13 protein-coding genes and 1 pseudogene are annotated in these 15,772 nt (G+C 64.5%); 10 read left to right on the forward strand and 4 right to left on the reverse strand.

The features are described 5' to 3' along the window. Positions 1-26: 26 nt before the first annotated feature. The 4 genes from RO07_RS21910 to RO07_RS21925 are packed head-to-tail and all read right to left on the reverse strand — an operon-like array spanning position 27 to position 5,243. Positions 27-446: a VOC family protein gene (locus RO07_RS21910; protein WP_039405771.1), complete on the reverse strand. Its 420-nt coding sequence runs from the start codon at positions 444-446 to the stop codon at positions 27-29. Further along, complete coding sequence (locus RO07_RS21915; RefSeq protein ID WP_039413260.1) at positions 446-1,990, reverse strand: SpoVR family protein; 1,545 nt, start codon at positions 1,988-1,990, stop codon at positions 446-448. The genes RO07_RS21910 and RO07_RS21915 overlap by 1 nt, the downstream gene beginning before the upstream one ends. Before the next feature lie 52 nt (positions 1,991-2,042). Further along, on the reverse strand, positions 2,043-3,305 hold the full coding sequence (locus tag RO07_RS21920) for a YeaH/YhbH family protein (protein ID WP_039405774.1): 1,263 nt from the start codon (positions 3,303-3,305) through the stop codon (positions 2,043-2,045). A 15-nt stretch (positions 3,306-3,320) separates the two neighbouring features. Then, on the reverse strand, positions 3,321-5,243 hold the full coding sequence (locus RO07_RS21925) for a PrkA family serine protein kinase (protein ID WP_039405777.1): 1,923 nt from the start codon (positions 5,241-5,243) through the stop codon (positions 3,321-3,323). A gap of 1,053 nt (positions 5,244-6,296) precedes the next feature. Between RO07_RS21925 and RO07_RS26750 the strand changes: the two genes are divergently transcribed. The 10 genes and pseudogenes from RO07_RS26750 to lnt all read left to right on the forward strand — a co-directional run bounded on the left by RO07_RS26750 (position 6,297) and on the right by lnt (position 15,579). Next, entirely contained in the window at positions 6,297-6,419 is a 123-nt protein-coding gene (locus RO07_RS26750; protein ID WP_257786851.1) for a hypothetical protein, read from the forward strand. Continuing rightward, the gene (locus RO07_RS21930) at positions 6,416-7,210 is read left to right on the forward strand and encodes a metal ABC transporter ATP-binding protein (RefSeq protein ID WP_052266793.1); all 795 of its coding nucleotides are present in this window, start codon (positions 6,416-6,418) and stop codon (positions 7,208-7,210) included. The genes RO07_RS26750 and RO07_RS21930 overlap by 4 nt, the downstream gene beginning before the upstream one ends. A 47-nt stretch (positions 7,211-7,257) precedes the next feature. Continuing rightward, positions 7,258-8,070, forward strand: coding sequence for a metal ABC transporter permease (locus tag RO07_RS21935; RefSeq protein ID WP_052267452.1), 813 nt, complete (start codon positions 7,258-7,260; stop codon positions 8,068-8,070). An 11-nt stretch (positions 8,071-8,081) separates the two neighbouring features. Then, on the forward strand, positions 8,082-9,008 hold the full coding sequence (locus tag RO07_RS21940) for a metal ABC transporter solute-binding protein, Zn/Mn family (protein ID WP_052266794.1): 927 nt from the start codon (positions 8,082-8,084) through the stop codon (positions 9,006-9,008). A 198-nt stretch (positions 9,009-9,206) separates the two neighbouring features. Continuing rightward, on the forward strand, positions 9,207-10,550 hold the full coding sequence (gene miaB, locus RO07_RS21945) for a tRNA (N6-isopentenyl adenosine(37)-C2)-methylthiotransferase MiaB (RefSeq protein ID WP_039405779.1): 1,344 nt from the start codon (positions 9,207-9,209) through the stop codon (positions 10,548-10,550). Between the two features lie 115 nt (positions 10,551-10,665). Next, positions 10,666-11,724 (forward strand): PhoH family protein, encoded by a 1,059-nt coding sequence (locus tag RO07_RS21950; protein ID WP_167369443.1) that lies wholly within the window; start codon positions 10,666-10,668, stop codon positions 11,722-11,724. After that, a pseudogene (gene ybeY, locus RO07_RS21955) lies at positions 11,721-12,185 on the forward strand (rRNA maturation RNase YbeY); the annotation flags it as partial. The gene RO07_RS21950 and the pseudogene ybeY, both read left to right, overlap by 4 nt. 170 nt (positions 12,186-12,355) lie before the next feature. Further along, positions 12,356-13,003: a gamma-glutamylcyclotransferase gene (locus RO07_RS21960; RefSeq protein ID WP_039413274.1), complete on the forward strand. Its 648-nt coding sequence runs from the start codon at positions 12,356-12,358 to the stop codon at positions 13,001-13,003. Positions 13,004-13,132: 129 nt separating this feature from the next. After that, positions 13,133-14,008, forward strand: coding sequence for an HlyC/CorC family transporter (locus RO07_RS21965; RefSeq protein ID WP_039405781.1), 876 nt, complete (start codon positions 13,133-13,135; stop codon positions 14,006-14,008). 14 nt (positions 14,009-14,022) lie between these two features. Continuing rightward, a complete protein-coding gene (gene lnt, locus RO07_RS21970) occupies positions 14,023-15,579 on the forward strand; it encodes an apolipoprotein N-acyltransferase (protein ID WP_052266796.1) in 1,557 nt (518 codons plus the stop codon). The last annotated feature ends 193 nt before the right edge of the window (positions 15,580-15,772 follow it).

The following is a 15,772-nucleotide window of genomic DNA, read 5'->3' on the forward strand; positions in this document are numbered from 1 at the left end:
TGATCAGACACTCACGCCCCGCGGATCTAACGGCGAGGCTCGATGGGCGGCCCTTTGAGTTCGACGGTATTGCCGTCCGGATCGTTGAGATAGCAGGACGGCCCTTCCCCGTGTGCGCCGTAGCGCAGCACCACCTCCCCCAGCGTTACCCCGTGCGACGCCAATCCGCGCCGGATCGCCTCGTCATCGAACGGTTCGACGCGCAGGCAGAAGTGATCCATGTTACGGCCCTCGGCGCCCGGCGCCACGCCGCCCTGACGGCCGATCATGCCGTCCACGTCGACGAGGTCGATCAGCGCGTCGCCCGCGCGCAGTTGTACCAGCCCGAGCTCGGCCTGCACTTTCTCGAGCGTACAGCCGAGCACGTCCACGTAAAAGTGCCGCAGCCGGGCCACGTCGTTGGTGCGCAGCACGACGTGATCGAGGGCGACGAACGGAATCTTCATCACGTGCTCAAGGCATAGCGCCGCCGCTTCTCGACCTTGGTCTCGTGCGTCATCTCGCTGCGGCCGTCTTCGTAGACCGTCTCCAGGCGCACCGTGAATCCCCAGAGACGGGCCACGTGCTTGAGGACTTCTTCGCAGCTGTCGTCGAGCGGCTTGCGATCGCTTTGCACATGGCGCAGCGTAAGCGAACGATCGCCGTGCAGGTCGACGTGCGCGACCTGGATGTTCGGTTCGAGCTGACTCAGGTTGTTTTGCTGCGCCAGCATCTCGCGAATCTCGCGGTAACCCGAGTCGTTGTGGATGGCGGTCACCCGCAGGCGGCTGTCGCGATCGTCGTCGAGCACGGAGAACAGCTTCAGATCGCGAATGACCTTCGGCGAGAGGAACTGCTGGATGAAGCTCTCGTCCTTGAAGTTGCGCATGGCGAAGTCGAGCGTCTTCAGCCAGTCGCCGCCCGCGATGTCGGGCGCCCAGCGGCGGTCCTCGTCGGTCGGCGCCTCGCACATGCGGCGGATGTCCTGGAACATCGCGAAGCCGAGCGCATACGGATTCATGCCGCTGTAGTACGGGCTGTCGAACGACGGCTGATAGACCACGTTCGTATGCGCGTGCAGGAACTCCATCATGAAGGCGTCGTTGACGAGTTTCTCCTTGTAGAGCTGCTGGAGGATCGTGTAGTGCCAGAACGTGGCCCAGCCCTCGTTCATCACCTTCGTCTGACGCTGCGGATAGAAATACTGCGCGAGCTTGCGCACGATGCGCAGGATTTCGCGCTGCCATGGCGCGAGCTTCGGCGCATTCTTCTCGAAGAAGTACAGCAGGTTTTCCTGCGGCTCGCCCGGAAACGCCGGCTCCTCGGATTCGGTCGGATCGAGACCGTCCTCTTCGTCGTCATCGTGCAGCACGTGGTTGGGCAGCGTGCGCCAGAGGTCGTTGATCTGCATCTGCAGATAGTTCTCGCGCTCCTTCTGGCGCGCCTGCTCCTGGGCGAGCGACAGGCGCTTGGGCCGCTTGTAGCGGTCCACCCCGTAGTTCATGAGCGCGTGGCAGGAGTCGAGCAGCAGTTCCACGGCCTGCTCGCCGTAGCGTTGCTCGCACTCGGTGATGTAGTTGCGCGCGAAGAGCAGGTAATCGACGATGGCGTCGGCGCTCGTCCACGTGCGGAACAGGTAATTGCCTTTGAAGAACGAGTTGTGACCGTAGCTGGCGTGCGCGATGGTGAGCGCCTGCATGGTCATGCTGTTCTCCTCCATCAGATACGCGATGCAGGGGTTCGAGTTGATGACGATCTCATAGGCGAGCCCCATCTGCCCGCGCTTGTAGCCGCGCTCGGACGACAGGAAGTGCTTGCCGTACGACCAGTGGTGGTAGCCGATGGGCAGGCCCACGGTGGCGTAGGCGTCGAGCATCTGCTCGGCGGTGATGATCTCGATCTGATTGGGATACGTGTCGAGCTTGAAGTCCGCCGCGATGCGCGCGATCTCGTGCTCATAGCGCTGAATCAGCTCGAACGTCCATTCCGATCCGGTGGATATGTACGCCATGATGCGTCCTCGTTGCGATGCGGTCTGCGGCGCGGCCGACGCCAACCAACGGTCAGGCCGCCTTCTTCTTGAACAGATCGTGCAGCACCGGGTAGATTTCAGCCGCTTCCATGATGCGTTGCATCGCGAAATTCGGGCACTGCTGCTTGACCGACAGATATTCGTTCCACAGATTCTGGGGCTCGGCGCTGGCGACCTCCACGTACGCGAAGTACTGCACGGCCGGCATGATCGTCTGGAGTAGCAGATCGCGGCAGATGGGTGAATCGCCGTCCCAGTTGTCGCCATCGGACACCTGCGCGCCGTAGATATTCCAGTCGCTCGGCGAGTAGCGGTCGGCGATGACTTCCGCCATCAGCTTGAGCGCGCTCGATACCACCGTACCGCCCGACTCGCGTGCGTAGAAGAAGTCGTCTTCGTTGACTTCCTTCGCGGTCGTATGGTGACGAATGAGCACGAGGTCGATACGCTCGTAGTTGTGCCGCAGGAACAGGTAGAGCAGCATGAAGAATCGCTTGGCGAGATCCTTCCGGCTCTGGTCCATCGATCCGGAGACGTCCATCAGACAGAACATGACGGCCTGTGCCTGAGGGCGCGGCTGCATGATCCGGTTCGAGTAGCGCAGGTCGAGCTTCTCGATGTAGGGAATCGCTTCGACGCGGGTACGCAGATGCGTGATCTCGTGCGCGAGCACCAGCGCGCGTGGCGAGGTGTCGCCCTCGCGCGAGACGACGTCGGCGTATTCGGCCTCCAGTTCGCGCAACTGCTTGCGATAAGGCGCGGTGAGCGCGATGCGCCTCCCCAGCGAGCTGCGCATCGTGCGAATGACGTTCAGGTTCGACGGCGTGCCGTCGATGGAGTAGCCCGCGCGGACTTTGCGAAACTCCGGGATCTGTGCGAGCCGACGTTTCGCGAGGTCCGGCAGGGCCATGTCCTCGAAGAAGAACTTCAGGAATTCCTCGCGGGAGAGGTTGAAGACAAAATCGTCCTCGCCCTCCCCCGAGTCGCTGGCGCGGCCACCGCCGCCACCCGCGCCCGATTGCGGACGCTCGAAGTTGTCGCCCACCACGAACTCGCGGTTGCCGGGATGAACCATCTCCCGCCGCCCGCCGGGCCCGTGGTGGAACAACGGCTCCGAAATATCCTTGACCGGGATCGAGACCTGTCCGCTGCCATCGATATCGGTAATCTTGCGCCCGCCCACCGCCTTCGCGACCGCGCGACGAATCTGCTCGCGGTAGCGTTTGATGAAACGCTGCTGGTTGATGGCGCTTTTGTTCTTGCCGTTTTGCCGTCTGTCGATGATTGCTGACATAGTGGCCCCGAGGGATTACGAGGATTTGCGCACGCGCAGATACCATTCCACGAGCAGGCGGACCTGCTTCGGGGTATAGCCTTTTTCCACCATCCGGTTGACGAAGTTGGCGTGCTTTTCCTGATCCTCCTTGGAAGACTTCGCGTTGAAGGAGATCACCGGCAGCAGATCTTCCGTCGTCGAGAACATGCGCTTTTCGATAACGGCCCGCAGCTTCTCGTAACTGGTCCAGAGCGGATTCTTGCCCGCGTTGTTGGCGCGGGCGCGCAGGACGAAGTTGACGATCTCGTTGCGGAAATCCTTCGGGTTCGTGATGCCGGCCGGCTTCTCGACCTTCTCCAGCTCATCGTTGAGCGCCGTGCGATCGAGAATCTCGCCGGTATTCGGATCGCGATACTCCTGATCCTGAATCCAGAGATCCGCGAAATTCACATAGCGGTCGAAGATGTTCTGGCCGTACTCGGAGTACGACTCCAGGTACGCGGTCTGAATTTCCTTGCCGATGAACTCGACGAACGGCGCGGTCAGATACTCCTTGATGTAGGCGAGATAGCGCTTCTCCACTTCGCCCGGATACTGCTCTCGCTCGATCTGCTGCTCGAGTACGTAGAGCATGTGCACCGGGTTGGCCGCCACTTCGGTGTTGTCGAAGTTGAAGACCTTCGAGAGCACCTTGAAGGCGAAGCGCGTGGACATGCCGGTCATCCCTTCATCCACGCCGGCGTAGTCGCGATACTCCTGATACGACTTGGCCTTCGGGTCGATGTCCTTGAGGTTCTCACCGTCATAGACACGGACCTTGGAGAAGATGTTGGAATTCTCGGGTTCTTTCAGACGCGTTAGCACGGCGAACTGGGCGAGCATCTTCAGCACGTTCGGCGCACGCGGCGCGTTGGCGAGCGAGCTGTTCTTCACCAGCTTCTCGTAGATCTTCACCTCGTCGGTCACGCGCAGGCAGTACGGCACCTTCACGATGTAGATACGATCGAGGAAGGCCTCGTTGTTGCGGTTGCCCTTGAAGCTCTGCCATTCCGCCTCGTTCGAGTGCGCAAGCACGATGCCGTCGAACGGGATCGCGCCGAACCCTTCCGTCCCCTTGTAGTTGCCCTCCTGCGTGGCGGTCAGCAACGGGTGCAGCACCTTGATCGGCGCCTTGAACATTTCGACGAATTCGAGCAGGCCGCGGTTGGCCAGGCACAGACCGCCGGAATAGGAGTAGGCGTCCGGATCGTCCTGCGGATACTCCTCGAGCTTGCGAATGTCGACCTTGCCCACGAGCGACGAGATGTCCTGATTGTTTTCGTCGCCCGGCTCGGTCTTCGCGATCGCAATCTGCTGGAGCACCGACGGACGCACCTTCACCACACGGAACTTGGTGATGTCGCCGTTGAACTCGTTCAGACGCTTGGTGGCCCACGGCGACGGAATCGTATTCAGATACCGCACCGGAATGCCGAAGTCCTCTTCCAGAATCTTGCCGTCTTCCTCGGGCGAGAACAGACCCAGAGGCGACTCGTGCACCGGCGATCCCTTCAGGCAATAGATGGGCACGTCCTCCATCAGCGCCTTGAGCTTCTCGGCCAGCGACGACTTGCCGCCGCCCGGAGGCCCGAGCAGATAAAGGATCTGCTTGCGTTCCTCGAGACCCTGCGCGGCGTGCTTGAAGAACGAGACGATCTGCTCGATCGTGTCTTCCATGCCGTAGAAGTCGCGGAACGCCGGATAGATCTTGATGATCTTGTTCGAGAACAACCGCGAGAGTCGCGGGTCGTGGTGCGTGTCGATGAGCTCGGGCTCACCGATGGCGCGCAGCATGCGTTCGGCCGCCGTTGCGTAGGCCGTCGAGTCCTTCTTACATATCTCCAGATATTCCTGGATGCTGTATTCCTCTTCCCTGCGTGCTTCGAAACGTGTCGTGTAGTGGCTGAAAATATCCATATGCCTCACCCCCGCTTCATCGGAAAACACCGCGACGCGATGCCCGCTCTATTGCCTAAGACCCGGATGACTGCGCAATGGTTTCGACCTGGCTCACTGCATGCCGGAGCGACTTTCGCGAAACCTTTCGCACTGTCCCCTCCCTCACATGAACGACTCAAAATCGGTTTAGGTTGACTTTAAACTTGTCACTGGAAATTGCAACTGTTAACTCATCATATGCACAAACCAAAAAACTGTCGCTAGATATTTTCCGCAGCGCTAAGCAATCGCGATAACCCACATGCCACAAGGGTTTGCGCCTCATCTACGCACTGCGCACGTGGCCAGAGACAGGCCAGATTTCAAGCGCTTCTCCAAGCGGTTTCACACGCACTGCGCATTCGGGTTTGCCTGCATTTCGAACCGCTTCTGTCGCAACGTCAACTCATTAAGGAATCCTATCAATTTGATGGAATTCGACATGAAGAATCGGTGCACGGTGTGCCGGGTTTTCGGGAAAAAAAGTGGGTAGCCCGACGACGTCGACGAATGCGAAGACGTGGGCGCGAGACGAGTTGCTTTCCTGTACAAGCGTCGCGACTGCGCAGGTCGCGAAGATCGCGCGAATGCCGTACCCCGGAGGCGGGAATCCGCGAGCGGAAAGTCGATGGCCGGATGATCGAACGGGCAAACCTCCTCGGCGGTATCGGCACGCTGTCGTGCGATTCGCCCGATGTGCGGGAAACGCCTATGCTCCCTTACACCTTGCGTCGCACCATGCCACCACCTCATCGATGCCTTGCATATTGCCGATCTCTGGAATGAAGCGAACAGCGTGCCAGTCGATCGAGCGTGAACCCATGTTACGCCGGTTCGCAAAAATGTGCTGCCTCGATATGTAACGTCTTGTGTTTCCGACGCCCATCGAGCGCACAGGCGAGCGCCGCCGGACGTTTCCCCGCCGGACGCGTTCGAACGCGCCCGCCATGGTGTTTCGTGCAATAATGCAACTTTGTTGCATTTATTACACAGTTGCAATCTGCAGACCTGCCCTGCGCACCTGTCTCGTTCATGATCCGCTTTTCCGTTTGGCTCTACCGTCTCGCCGGCTGGGAACGCACCGCCTTGATGCTGCTGGTGCTCGTTCCCCTGTGGGCGCTCGTCTACTGGGCGCTGCAAGGAGTCGGCTCATGATCGGCTGCCGTGATCTGTCGGTGCGCTTCGGGCCGAATGTCGCGCTCGAAAGCGTGAGCGCCACCTTCGCGCCCGGCGTGCTCAGCGCGGTCGTGGGTCCGAACGGCGGGGGCAAGACCACCCTGCTGCGCTCGCTCGCCGGACTGCAGCAGGCGTCGGCCGGCGCCGTCGTCAGCGACGGGCCGGTGGCTTATCTGTCGCAGCGCCCCGAAACGGATCATCGCTTCCCGATGTGCGTCGAGGAATACGTGTTGACGGGCACCTGGCGGCGTACCGGCGACGCCCGCCGCCTCGGGCGCGAGGAGTTCGCGCGCGCCCACGACGCGCTGACCCGGGTCGGCCTCGCGGACAAGGGCATGCAGGCGCTCGAAGCCTTGTCCGGCGGGCAATGGCAGCGGGCGCGCTTCGCCCGGCTGATCGTCGAGGACGCACCCATCGTTTTGCTGGATGAACCGCTCACCGGGATCGACGTCCCCTCGGCGGAACTGTTGCTGGCCTTGCTGGATCAATGGCGCAACGAGGGGCGCACGGTGGTGACCGTGCTCCACGACCTGCCGCTCGTGATGGACCGCTTCGAATACGTTGCCGTGATTGCCGGCCGGCTGGTGGCCGACGGCGCCCCGGTCGACTGCCTCTATGGCGGTCAGGGCGGTCAGAGCGCGCAGGGGGCCGACGGCGGCGGCCATGCCGGCGGGCATGGCGGGCTGTGGGGCGCGGGCGGCTATACGGCGTTCACCGCCGCGCCGGCGATGGCGGAGCGCGCGCCGCGCCCGTCTGGAGAACGACGGTGAGCGACGTGCTCAATTGGCTTGTCGGCCCGTTCGCGGAATTCGACTTCATGCGCCATGCGCTGGTCGGCAGTCTGGCGCTGTCGCTGGGCTGCACGCCGGTCGGCGTGTTCCTGCTGCTGCGGCGCATGAGTCTGATGGGCGACTCGCTCTCCCACGCGGTGCTGCCCGGCGCGGCGCTCGGGTACCTCATCGGCGGCCTGTCGCTGCCGTGGATGGCGGGCGGGGGCATGGTCGCGGGGCTGCTCGTCGCGCTGCTCGCGGGACTGTCGAGCCGCCGCACACGGCTGGACGAGGGCGCCTCGTTCGCCGGCTTCTATCTGCTGGCGCTCGCGGGCGGCGTGGTGATCGTCTCCAAGTGGGGCAACAGCGTCGACCTGATGCACCTGCTCTTCGGCTCGGTGCTGGCGGTGGACGATCCGTCGCTGCTGCTCGTGGCGGCGATCGCCTCCGTGACGCTGCTCTGGTTCGGATGGCATTATCGCGGTCTCGTGCTCGATAGCGCCGATCCGGCATTCCTCGGCCAGGGCCGTGGCAGGAGCGTCCTGCGCTACCACCTCGGCTTCACGGTGCTCACGGTGATGAACCTCGTCGCGGGCTTCCAGGCGATGGGCACGCTCATGGCCGTGGGGCTGATGATGCTGCCGGCGGCGACGGCGCGCCTGCTCGCCCGCACGCTGCCCGGCATGCTGCTCGTGGCGTGGCTCGTGGCAAGCGCGGCGAGCGTGATCGGATTGTTGATTTCGTATTACCTGGCCTGTCCTTCGGGGCCGGCCATCGTATTGACGGCGGGCATCGCCTATCTGGGCGCGCTGCTTGCTTCGTCGGGCCGGTCGAATACATCCGGCGCCCCGGCGCTTTGAGAGAGGAAAACATGTTCGGATTGGGAAAATCGGGCGGCAAATCATGGCTCGCAACGCGCTTCGTCACATGGTTCGCCCTGGCGCTGGCGTTGGCCGCCCCGGCACACGCGCAGGACACGCGGCTGCCTGTCGGCGTGAGCTTCAGCATCCTGTCCGACATCGTGAAAGTGGTCGGCGGCGACCGGATCGACGTCACCACGCTGGTGGGCCCCGATCAGGACACGCACGTCTATGAGCCGACCCCGGCGGACGTCGCGAAGATCTCGGGCACGAAACTGTTCTTCGTAAACGGCCTGGGCTTCGAGGGTTGGCTGCCGCGCCTCATCAAGTCGAGCCATTACACCGGCACGCTCGTCACCGTGACCAAGGGCCTCAAGCCCCGCACGATGGTCGACGATGGCCGCACGGTGACCGATCCGCACATGTTCCAGGATCCGGAGCGCGTGAAGACGATGGTGGACAACATCGCCGCCGCCCTGTCGCAGGCTGACCCGGCGGGGCGCACCTACTACGCCGAGCGCGCGAAGAACTACCGCGGCGCGCTCGACGACCTGATTACCTGGGCCAACAAGCAGCTCGCCCCGATCCCGCCCGCACGCCGCGTGGTACTGACCTCGCACGACGCGTTCGGCTACCTCGGCCAGCGTTTCGGCATCAAATTCGTGGCCCCGGAAGGCGTGTCGACGGAGAGCGAAGCCAGCGCCAGGGACGTCGCGAATCTGATTCGCGTGATCCGCCGCACGGGCATCAAGGCGGTGTTCATGGAGAACATCTCCAATCCGCGCCTGATCCAGCGCATCGCGCACGACGCCAAGGTCACGGTCGACGGCAAGCTGTACTCCGACGCGCTGTCGCAGAATCCGGAAGCGTCGACCTACCTCCAGTTGTTCCAGCACAACATCCGCGCCATCGCCGCCGCGATGAAGGACAACCGCTAGGCGCCCCACGCCTACGGACGGTGCACGCGGTATAATGCGTGTACCACACACCGGCCCCGCAAGGAGGTCCGGACAGGCCGGCCACGCCGGCTTTTGCGTTTGGGCCGCCGCTTTTGTCTCGCGGCCCCACGAAACTGAACCCCGGAAACATCCAGAACGGACGCCCCCAGGTCAACCACTGCGAACGGCGCACACTCAATGGCAAAGAAGATTTACATCAAGACGTTCGGCTGTCAGATGAACGAGTACGACTCCGACAAGATGGCGGACGTGCTCGGCGCAGCCGAAGGTCTCGAAAAGACCGATTCCCCCGAAGACGCCGACGTCATCCTGTTCAACACCTGTTCGGTGCGTGAAAAGGCGCAGGAAAAGGTGTTCTCGGATCTGGGTCGCATGCGCGCCCTCAAGGAAATCAAGCCGGACCTCGTAATCGGCGTTGGCGGCTGCGTGGCGAGCCAGGAAGGCGCGGCGATCGTGCAGCGCGCGCCATACGTCGACGTGGTGTTCGGTCCGCAAACGCTGCACCGCCTGCCGCAGATGCTCGAAGCGCGCCGCACGACCGGCCGCTCGCAGGTCGACATCTCGTTCCCGGAGATCGAGAAGTTCGACCATCTGCCGCCGGCCAAGGTGGAAGGCGCCACCGCGTTCGTCTCGATCATGGAAGGCTGCTCGAAGTACTGCAGCTACTGCGTGGTGCCGTACACCCGCGGCGACGAAGTTTCGCGCCCGTTCGAGGACGTGCTCACCGAGATCGCCGGGCTCGCCGAACAGGGTGTGCGTGAAGTCACCCTCCTGGGGCAGAACGTGAACGCCTACCGCGGCCTGATGGCCGACGGCGAAATCGCCGACTTCGCGCTGCTCATCGAATACGTGGCGGAAGTGCCGGGCATCGAGCGCATCCGTTACACGACGAGCCATCCGAAGGAATTCACGCAGCGTCTCATCGACACCTACGCCAAGGTGCCCAAGCTCGTGAGTCACCTGCATCTGCCCGTGCAGCACGGCGCCGATCGCGTGCTCTCGGCGATGAAGCGCGGCTACACGGTGCTCGAATACAAGTCGATCATCCGCCGTCTGCGCCAGGTGCGCCCGGAAATGTCGATGTCGTCGGACTTCATCGTCGGCTTCCCCGGCGAGACGGAAGAGGATTTCGACAAGCTCATGGCGATGATCCACGAGATCGGCTACGACACGAGCTTCTCGTTCATCTACAGCCCGCGCCCCGGCACGCCGGCCGCCAACCTGCCGGACGACACGCCGCGCGAAGTCAAACTGCGTCGCTTGCAACATCTGCAGGCCGTGATCGAGGAGAACGCGGCGCGCATCAGCCAGAGCATGGTCGGCTCGCGCCAGCGCATTCTGGTCGAAGGCGTCTCGCGCAAGGACCCGAACGAGCTGCAGGGCCGCACGGAAAACAACCGCGTGGTCAACTTCCCGGTCCCCGAGGCGCAGCGCGCCGCGCTGATCGGCCAGATGACCGACGTCGTGATCACGTTCGCCTATCCGCATTCGCTGCGCGGCGAACTGGTCGCCACGCACTGAACGCCCCCCGCAAATATGAACGGACCCGGCGGAACCGGACAGGCGCGCCGCCTGCCCCGGTCCGCCGCCCGGCGACTCCATCGACAGACCTGAACAGGCATCCGACCGGATCATCTTGAAAGCACCCGCCCAAGAATTCACTGCCCCGCGCGACGACAACCGCCGTCTGGCCAATCTCTGCGGCCCGCTCGACGAAAACCTGCGTCAGATCGAACAGGCGCTCGACGTCTCGATCTCGCGGCGCGGCCATCGCTTCTCCGTTCGCGGCAAGAGCGCCGTGATCGCCACGCAAGCCCTCGAGAGCTTCTACAACCGCGCCACGGAGCCGCTGTCGGTCGACGACATCCAGCTCGGCCTCGTGGAGACCCGGCAAGGACACGCGCCCATCGTGCGCCACGGCGACGACAACCCCTTCGCCACGGGCGAGACGGAAGACGGTTCGCCCGTGCTGCACACACGCCGCAGCGACCTGCACGGCCGCACGCCGGCGCAGCGCGAGTACCTGAAACAGATCCTCTCGCACGACGTGACCTTCGGCATCGGCCCGGCCGGTACCGGCAAGACGTACCTGGCCGTGGCATGCGCCGTCGATGCGCTCGAGCGCGACGCGGTCAAGCGCATCGTGCTCACGCGCCCGGCCGTGGAAGCGGGCGAGCGCCTGGGCTTCCTGCCCGGCGATCTCGCCCAGAAGGTCGATCCGTACCTGCGCCCGCTCTACGATGCGCTCTACGATTTGCTCGGCTTCGACAAGACGCAGAAGTACTTCGAGAAGCAGATGATCGAAATCGCGCCGCTCGCGTACATGCGCGGGCGCACGCTCAACCACGCGTTCATCATCCTGGACGAGGCGCAGAACACCACGCCCGAGCAGATGAAGATGTTCCTCACACGTATCGGCTTCGGCAGCAAGGCGGTCGTCACCGGCGACACGACGCAGGTCGATCTGCCGCGCGGCCAGAAGAGCGGTCTGATGGAGGCGCAACTGATCCTGAAGAACGTGCGCGGCATCGCCATGACCCGCTTCACGAGCGTGGACGTGGTGCGTCACCCGCTGGTCGCGCGCATCGTCGAAGCCTATGACGCACACGCCCAGCACGCCGAGGCCGGCCTGGATCTGCCCGCTTCGACCGGGCAGGAACCGCGCCCCGCCCGCGCCACGCGAGGCAAGGCATGACAGCGCAAACGCCGCGCCATGCGCTCACCCTGACGAGCCAGTTCGTGGCCGGTGCGGCGTTTGCCGCGCACAAGGCGCTGCTCACGCGCGCACGGTTGCGCCGCTGGGTGCAGGCCGCGCTGCTCGCCGACGCGGAGCTCACGCTGCGCTTCGTCGACGCGGACGAGGGTCAGGAACTCAATCGCGGCTATCGCGGCAAGGACTACGCCACGAACGTGCTCACGTTCGCGTACGCGCAGGACGAGAGCGACCCGGTCAGCGGCGACATCGTGCTGTGCTGCCCCGTGGTGGAGCGCGAGGCGAACGAACAGGGCATCACGCTCGAAGCGCACTACGCCCATCTGATCGTGCACGGCGTGCTCCACGCGCAAGGCTACGACCACGAGGACGACGACGAGGCGCAGGAGATGGAAGGGCTCGAGACGGAGATTCTCGCCGGCCTCGGCTACGCCGATCCTTATGCGTCGGAGAAGTCCGCCGCGGCCGGATCGGCGCGGACCGCTCCCGCGAAAGCCAGCAAACCGAAAGCGAAAGCGCCCGCCAAAGTGCGCAGCGCCTGAGCCGAGACCACCACGATCGCATGGACCGCATCCCAGACCGCCCGACGGCCCCCGAAACCGCACCGGCCAGCATGTCCTGGGGGCCGGGATGCACGCAATATCCGCCCGACATCGGCCTCGGCCGTCATCTGACGCCGGAAGAACTCGCGTCGTCGCTCGACGCCGCCCTCACCGGCTGGGACGGCCGACGCGATCTGTGGATCTTCGCTTACGGCTCGCTCATCTGGAATCCCGGGCTGCCCATCGAGGAAAGTCTGCATGGCCGTGTCTACGGCTATCACCGCGGTCTGTACCTGTGGTCGCGCGTCAATCGCGGTACGCCGGAACGACCAGGGCTCGTGCTCGCGCTCGATCGCGGCGGCTCATGCGCCGGCGTGGCCATGCGGCTCTCGGCCGTGAAAGCGCGCGAGCAGCTGGAAACACTCTGGTATCGCGAGATGGCGATGGGGTCGTACCGTCCCGCGTGGCTGAATTGCGCCCTCGTCGACGGGCGCGCCGTGCCGGCGCTGGCGTTCGTGATGCGACGCGACGTGAAGAGCTACGCCGGCCGGCTGCCCGACGACATCATCCGCAAGGTGTTCGAACAGGCGCAGGGGCGTTACGGCACAACGCACGATTACGTTGCCCGCACGGTGAAGGCCTTGCGCGAAGCGGGCATGCCCGATCCGGCGCTCGAAGCCGTGCTGCACCGATGCGGTGCGCGCCGAAATACGCCGTAATCAACGCATCGCCGCCGCCGGCCGGTACACCACGCCCATGCGACCGGCTGTCGCGGCGGCGCCGCACATTTGTTGTATCCTTGAGCTTCCTGTAACAGCTCGGCGTCCGCCCAACTTGGACGCGCCGTCATGAACGACCCTTATCCCAGTCGACCCGGTCCAAAGAAAACCGACAAACCCCGCTCTCTGCTCGAACGCCTCACCGATCTGATTTCCCCGGAACCGGAGTCGCGTGCAGAGTTGCTCGAAATTCTGCAAGACGCTCACGCCCGCAACCTGATGGACGCCGATTCCCTGGCGATGATCGAGGGCGTATTCCAGGTGGCCGATCTGTGCGCCCGCGACATCATGGTGCCGCGCGCGCAAATGGACGCCATCAACATCGAACAGACCCCCGAGGAATTCGTCCCGTTCGTGCTGGAGCAGGCGCACTCGCGCTATCCGGTCTACGAAGGCAATCGCGACAACATCATCGGCATTCTGCTCGCGAAGGATCTGCTGCGTTACTACGCCAACCACGACTTCGACGTGCGCGACATGCTGCGCCCGGCCGTGTTCATTCCGGAATCGAAGCGTCTGAACGTGCTGCTGCACGACTTCCGCGTGAACCGTAATCACATCGCCATCGTCGTGGACGAATATGGTGGTGTGGCCGGTCTCATCACCATCGAGGACGTGCTCGAACAAATCGTCGGCGACATCGAGGACGAGTACGATTTCGACGAGGAAGAAGACAACATCATCGCCGCGCCGGACGGCACGTACCGCATCCGCGCACTGACCGAGATCGAGCAGTTCAACGAAGCGTTCGGCACGCAGTTCGTCGACGCCGAGAACGACACGATCGGCGGTATGATCACGCACCAGTTCGGTCGTGTGCCCCGTCGTGGCGAACGCCTGCGCATCGGCAATCTCGTGTTCGAAGTGCTGCGCGCCGACGGCCGCCAGATCCACATGCTGCTCCTGCGGCGCGTGGAGCCGGCACCGGCCGTTCAACCCGAGTAATCCACCATCGATCCATGCAGGAAATGACCGTCCACGCGCCCGAGCGGCGCTCGTGGCCGGCCTGGCGCGCCCGTGTGCTCGCCGGTCTGGCCGGTGTCGCCCAAACGTTGGCGTTCGCGCCGCGCGACGTGTGGTGGCTGCAACTGCTGGCCGCCGCCGCGCTGTTCGCGCTCGTCGAGCGCACCGCCTCGCGTCGCGACGCCCTCTGGCTCGGCGGCAGCTTCGGCGTGGCGTCGTTCGTGTCGGGCATCTGGTGGCTCTACATCAGCATGCACACCTACGGCGGCATGCCCGGCGCGATGGCCGGCGCGGCGGTCGTCCTGTTCTCGACCTATCTCGCGATCTACCCCGCGCTCGCCGCATTCGTCACCCGCTGGGTGGGCGCGGCCGGCGCGTGGCGCCCGTTCGCGTTCGCCGGCGCCTGGACGCTCGCCGAATGGCTGCGCGGCACCGTCTTCACCGGCTTCCCGTGGCTCTCGCCCGGCTACGCCCATGTCGACGGCCCACTGGCCGGCTTCGCACCGCTCGTGGGCGTCTATGGCATCGGCGGGCTCGCCGCGCTCGCGGCGGCATGGCTCGCACGCGGCGTACGGCCCGTGAACGCCGCTGCGCGACCGGCCAGGCGTCTTGCGGCCGTGCTTGGCGTGCTGGCGTTGCTGGGCGTCGGTGCCGGACTCGCGCGGCACGCGTGGACGAGCCCCTCGGGCAAGCCGCTGACGGTACGCCTGCTGCAGGGCAACGTCGCGCAGGACATGAAATTCGAGCGCGCGGGCATCGAGCACGCCCTGGCGATGTACCGCGACATGATCGTCGCCGCGCCCGCCGACCTGATCATCACGCCGGAGACGGCGTTCCCCGTACTGCTGCAGGGCATCCCGCCCGAAGTGGCGGAGCCGGTGCGCGAGTTCGCCGACCGCACGGGCTCGCACGTCGTGCTGGGGGCCGTGGGCGCCACGCTCACCGACCGCGGCCCGACCGACCTGACCAACAGCCTGTTCGGCGTGACGCCGCGCGACCCGACGCTCTATCGGTACGACAAGCATCATCTCGTGCCCTTCGGCGAGTTCATCCCGTGGGGCTTTCGCTGGTTCGTCGACATGATGCACATCCCGCTGGGCGACTTCCAGCGCGGCACCGCCACCCCGGCCGGCTTCCCCGTGCGGGATCAGCGCGTGGCGCTCGACATCTGCTACGAAGACTTGTTCGGCGAAGAGATCGCGCGCTCGCTGCGCGGCACGCCGGAGCCCGCCACCGTGCTCGCCAACGCGACGAACCTCGCCTGGTTCGGCGACACCATCGCGCTCGATCAGCATCTGCAGATCGCCCGGATGCGCACGCTCGAGACGGGCCTCCCGATGCTGCGCGCGACCAACACGGGCGCGACCGCCATCATCGACGCCCAGGGGCGGGTCCAGGGTCGCCTGCCGGCGATGACGACCGGTGCCCTCACCGGCAGCGTGCAGCCGTACACCGGCCTCACGCCGTATGTGCGCTTCGGCAATGTACCGGCACTGGTGCTCGCCCTCGTCGCGCTGGGCCTCGGGCTGGCGATGACGTGGCGCCGGCGCTGACGCGGCGTCAGTGGATGCGAAAATCCCCGGTTGCCGCGGCCACCGGGCGGCGTTGTCCCTCATTCGGGGGCAACGCCCCATTCGGGTCGAATTCCCGCTAAAATTCAATGTTTTAGTCTTCTGGCCGCGCTCGCGGCCGGGCCAGCAGACTGCGCAAAATCCGCATTTTCCCCTGTTCGTCCGCGCGAATTCA

It is taken from the genome of Pandoraea pulmonicola (genome assembly GCF_000815105.2).
In the GTDB taxonomy this organism is placed as follows: Bacteria; Pseudomonadota; Gammaproteobacteria; order Burkholderiales; family Burkholderiaceae; genus Pandoraea; species Pandoraea pulmonicola.

Coding starts and splice junctions, on each gene's coding strand:
- RO07_RS21925 (WP_039405777.1), bottom strand. CDS start 5,243: ATGGATATTTTCAGCCACTACACGACACGTTTCGAAGCACGCAGGGAA.
- RO07_RS26750 (WP_257786851.1), top strand. CDS start 6,297: ATGATCCGCTTTTCCGTTTGGCTCTACCGTCTCGCCGGCTGGGAACGC.
- RO07_RS21935 (WP_052267452.1), top strand. CDS start 7,258: ATGCGCCATGCGCTGGTCGGCAGTCTGGCGCTGTCGCTGGGCTGCACG.
- RO07_RS21940 (WP_052266794.1), top strand. CDS start 8,082: ATGTTCGGATTGGGAAAATCGGGCGGCAAATCATGGCTCGCAACGCGC.
- RO07_RS21965 (WP_039405781.1), top strand. CDS start 13,133: ATGAACGACCCTTATCCCAGTCGACCCGGTCCAAAGAAAACCGACAAA.
- RO07_RS21915 (WP_039413260.1), bottom strand. CDS start 1,990: ATGGCGTACATATCCACCGGATCGGAATGGACGTTCGAGCTGATTCAG.
- RO07_RS21910 (WP_039405771.1), bottom strand. CDS start 446: ATGAAGATTCCGTTCGTCGCCCTCGATCACGTCGTGCTGCGCACCAAC.
- miaB (WP_039405779.1), top strand. CDS start 9,207: ATGGCAAAGAAGATTTACATCAAGACGTTCGGCTGTCAGATGAACGAG.
- RO07_RS21930 (WP_052266793.1), top strand. CDS start 6,416: ATGATCGGCTGCCGTGATCTGTCGGTGCGCTTCGGGCCGAATGTCGCG.
- RO07_RS21920 (WP_039405774.1), bottom strand. CDS start 3,305: ATGTCAGCAATCATCGACAGACGGCAAAACGGCAAGAACAAAAGCGCC.
- RO07_RS21960 (WP_039413274.1), top strand. CDS start 12,356: ATGTCCTGGGGGCCGGGATGCACGCAATATCCGCCCGACATCGGCCTC.
- lnt (WP_052266796.1), top strand. CDS start 14,023: ATGCAGGAAATGACCGTCCACGCGCCCGAGCGGCGCTCGTGGCCGGCC.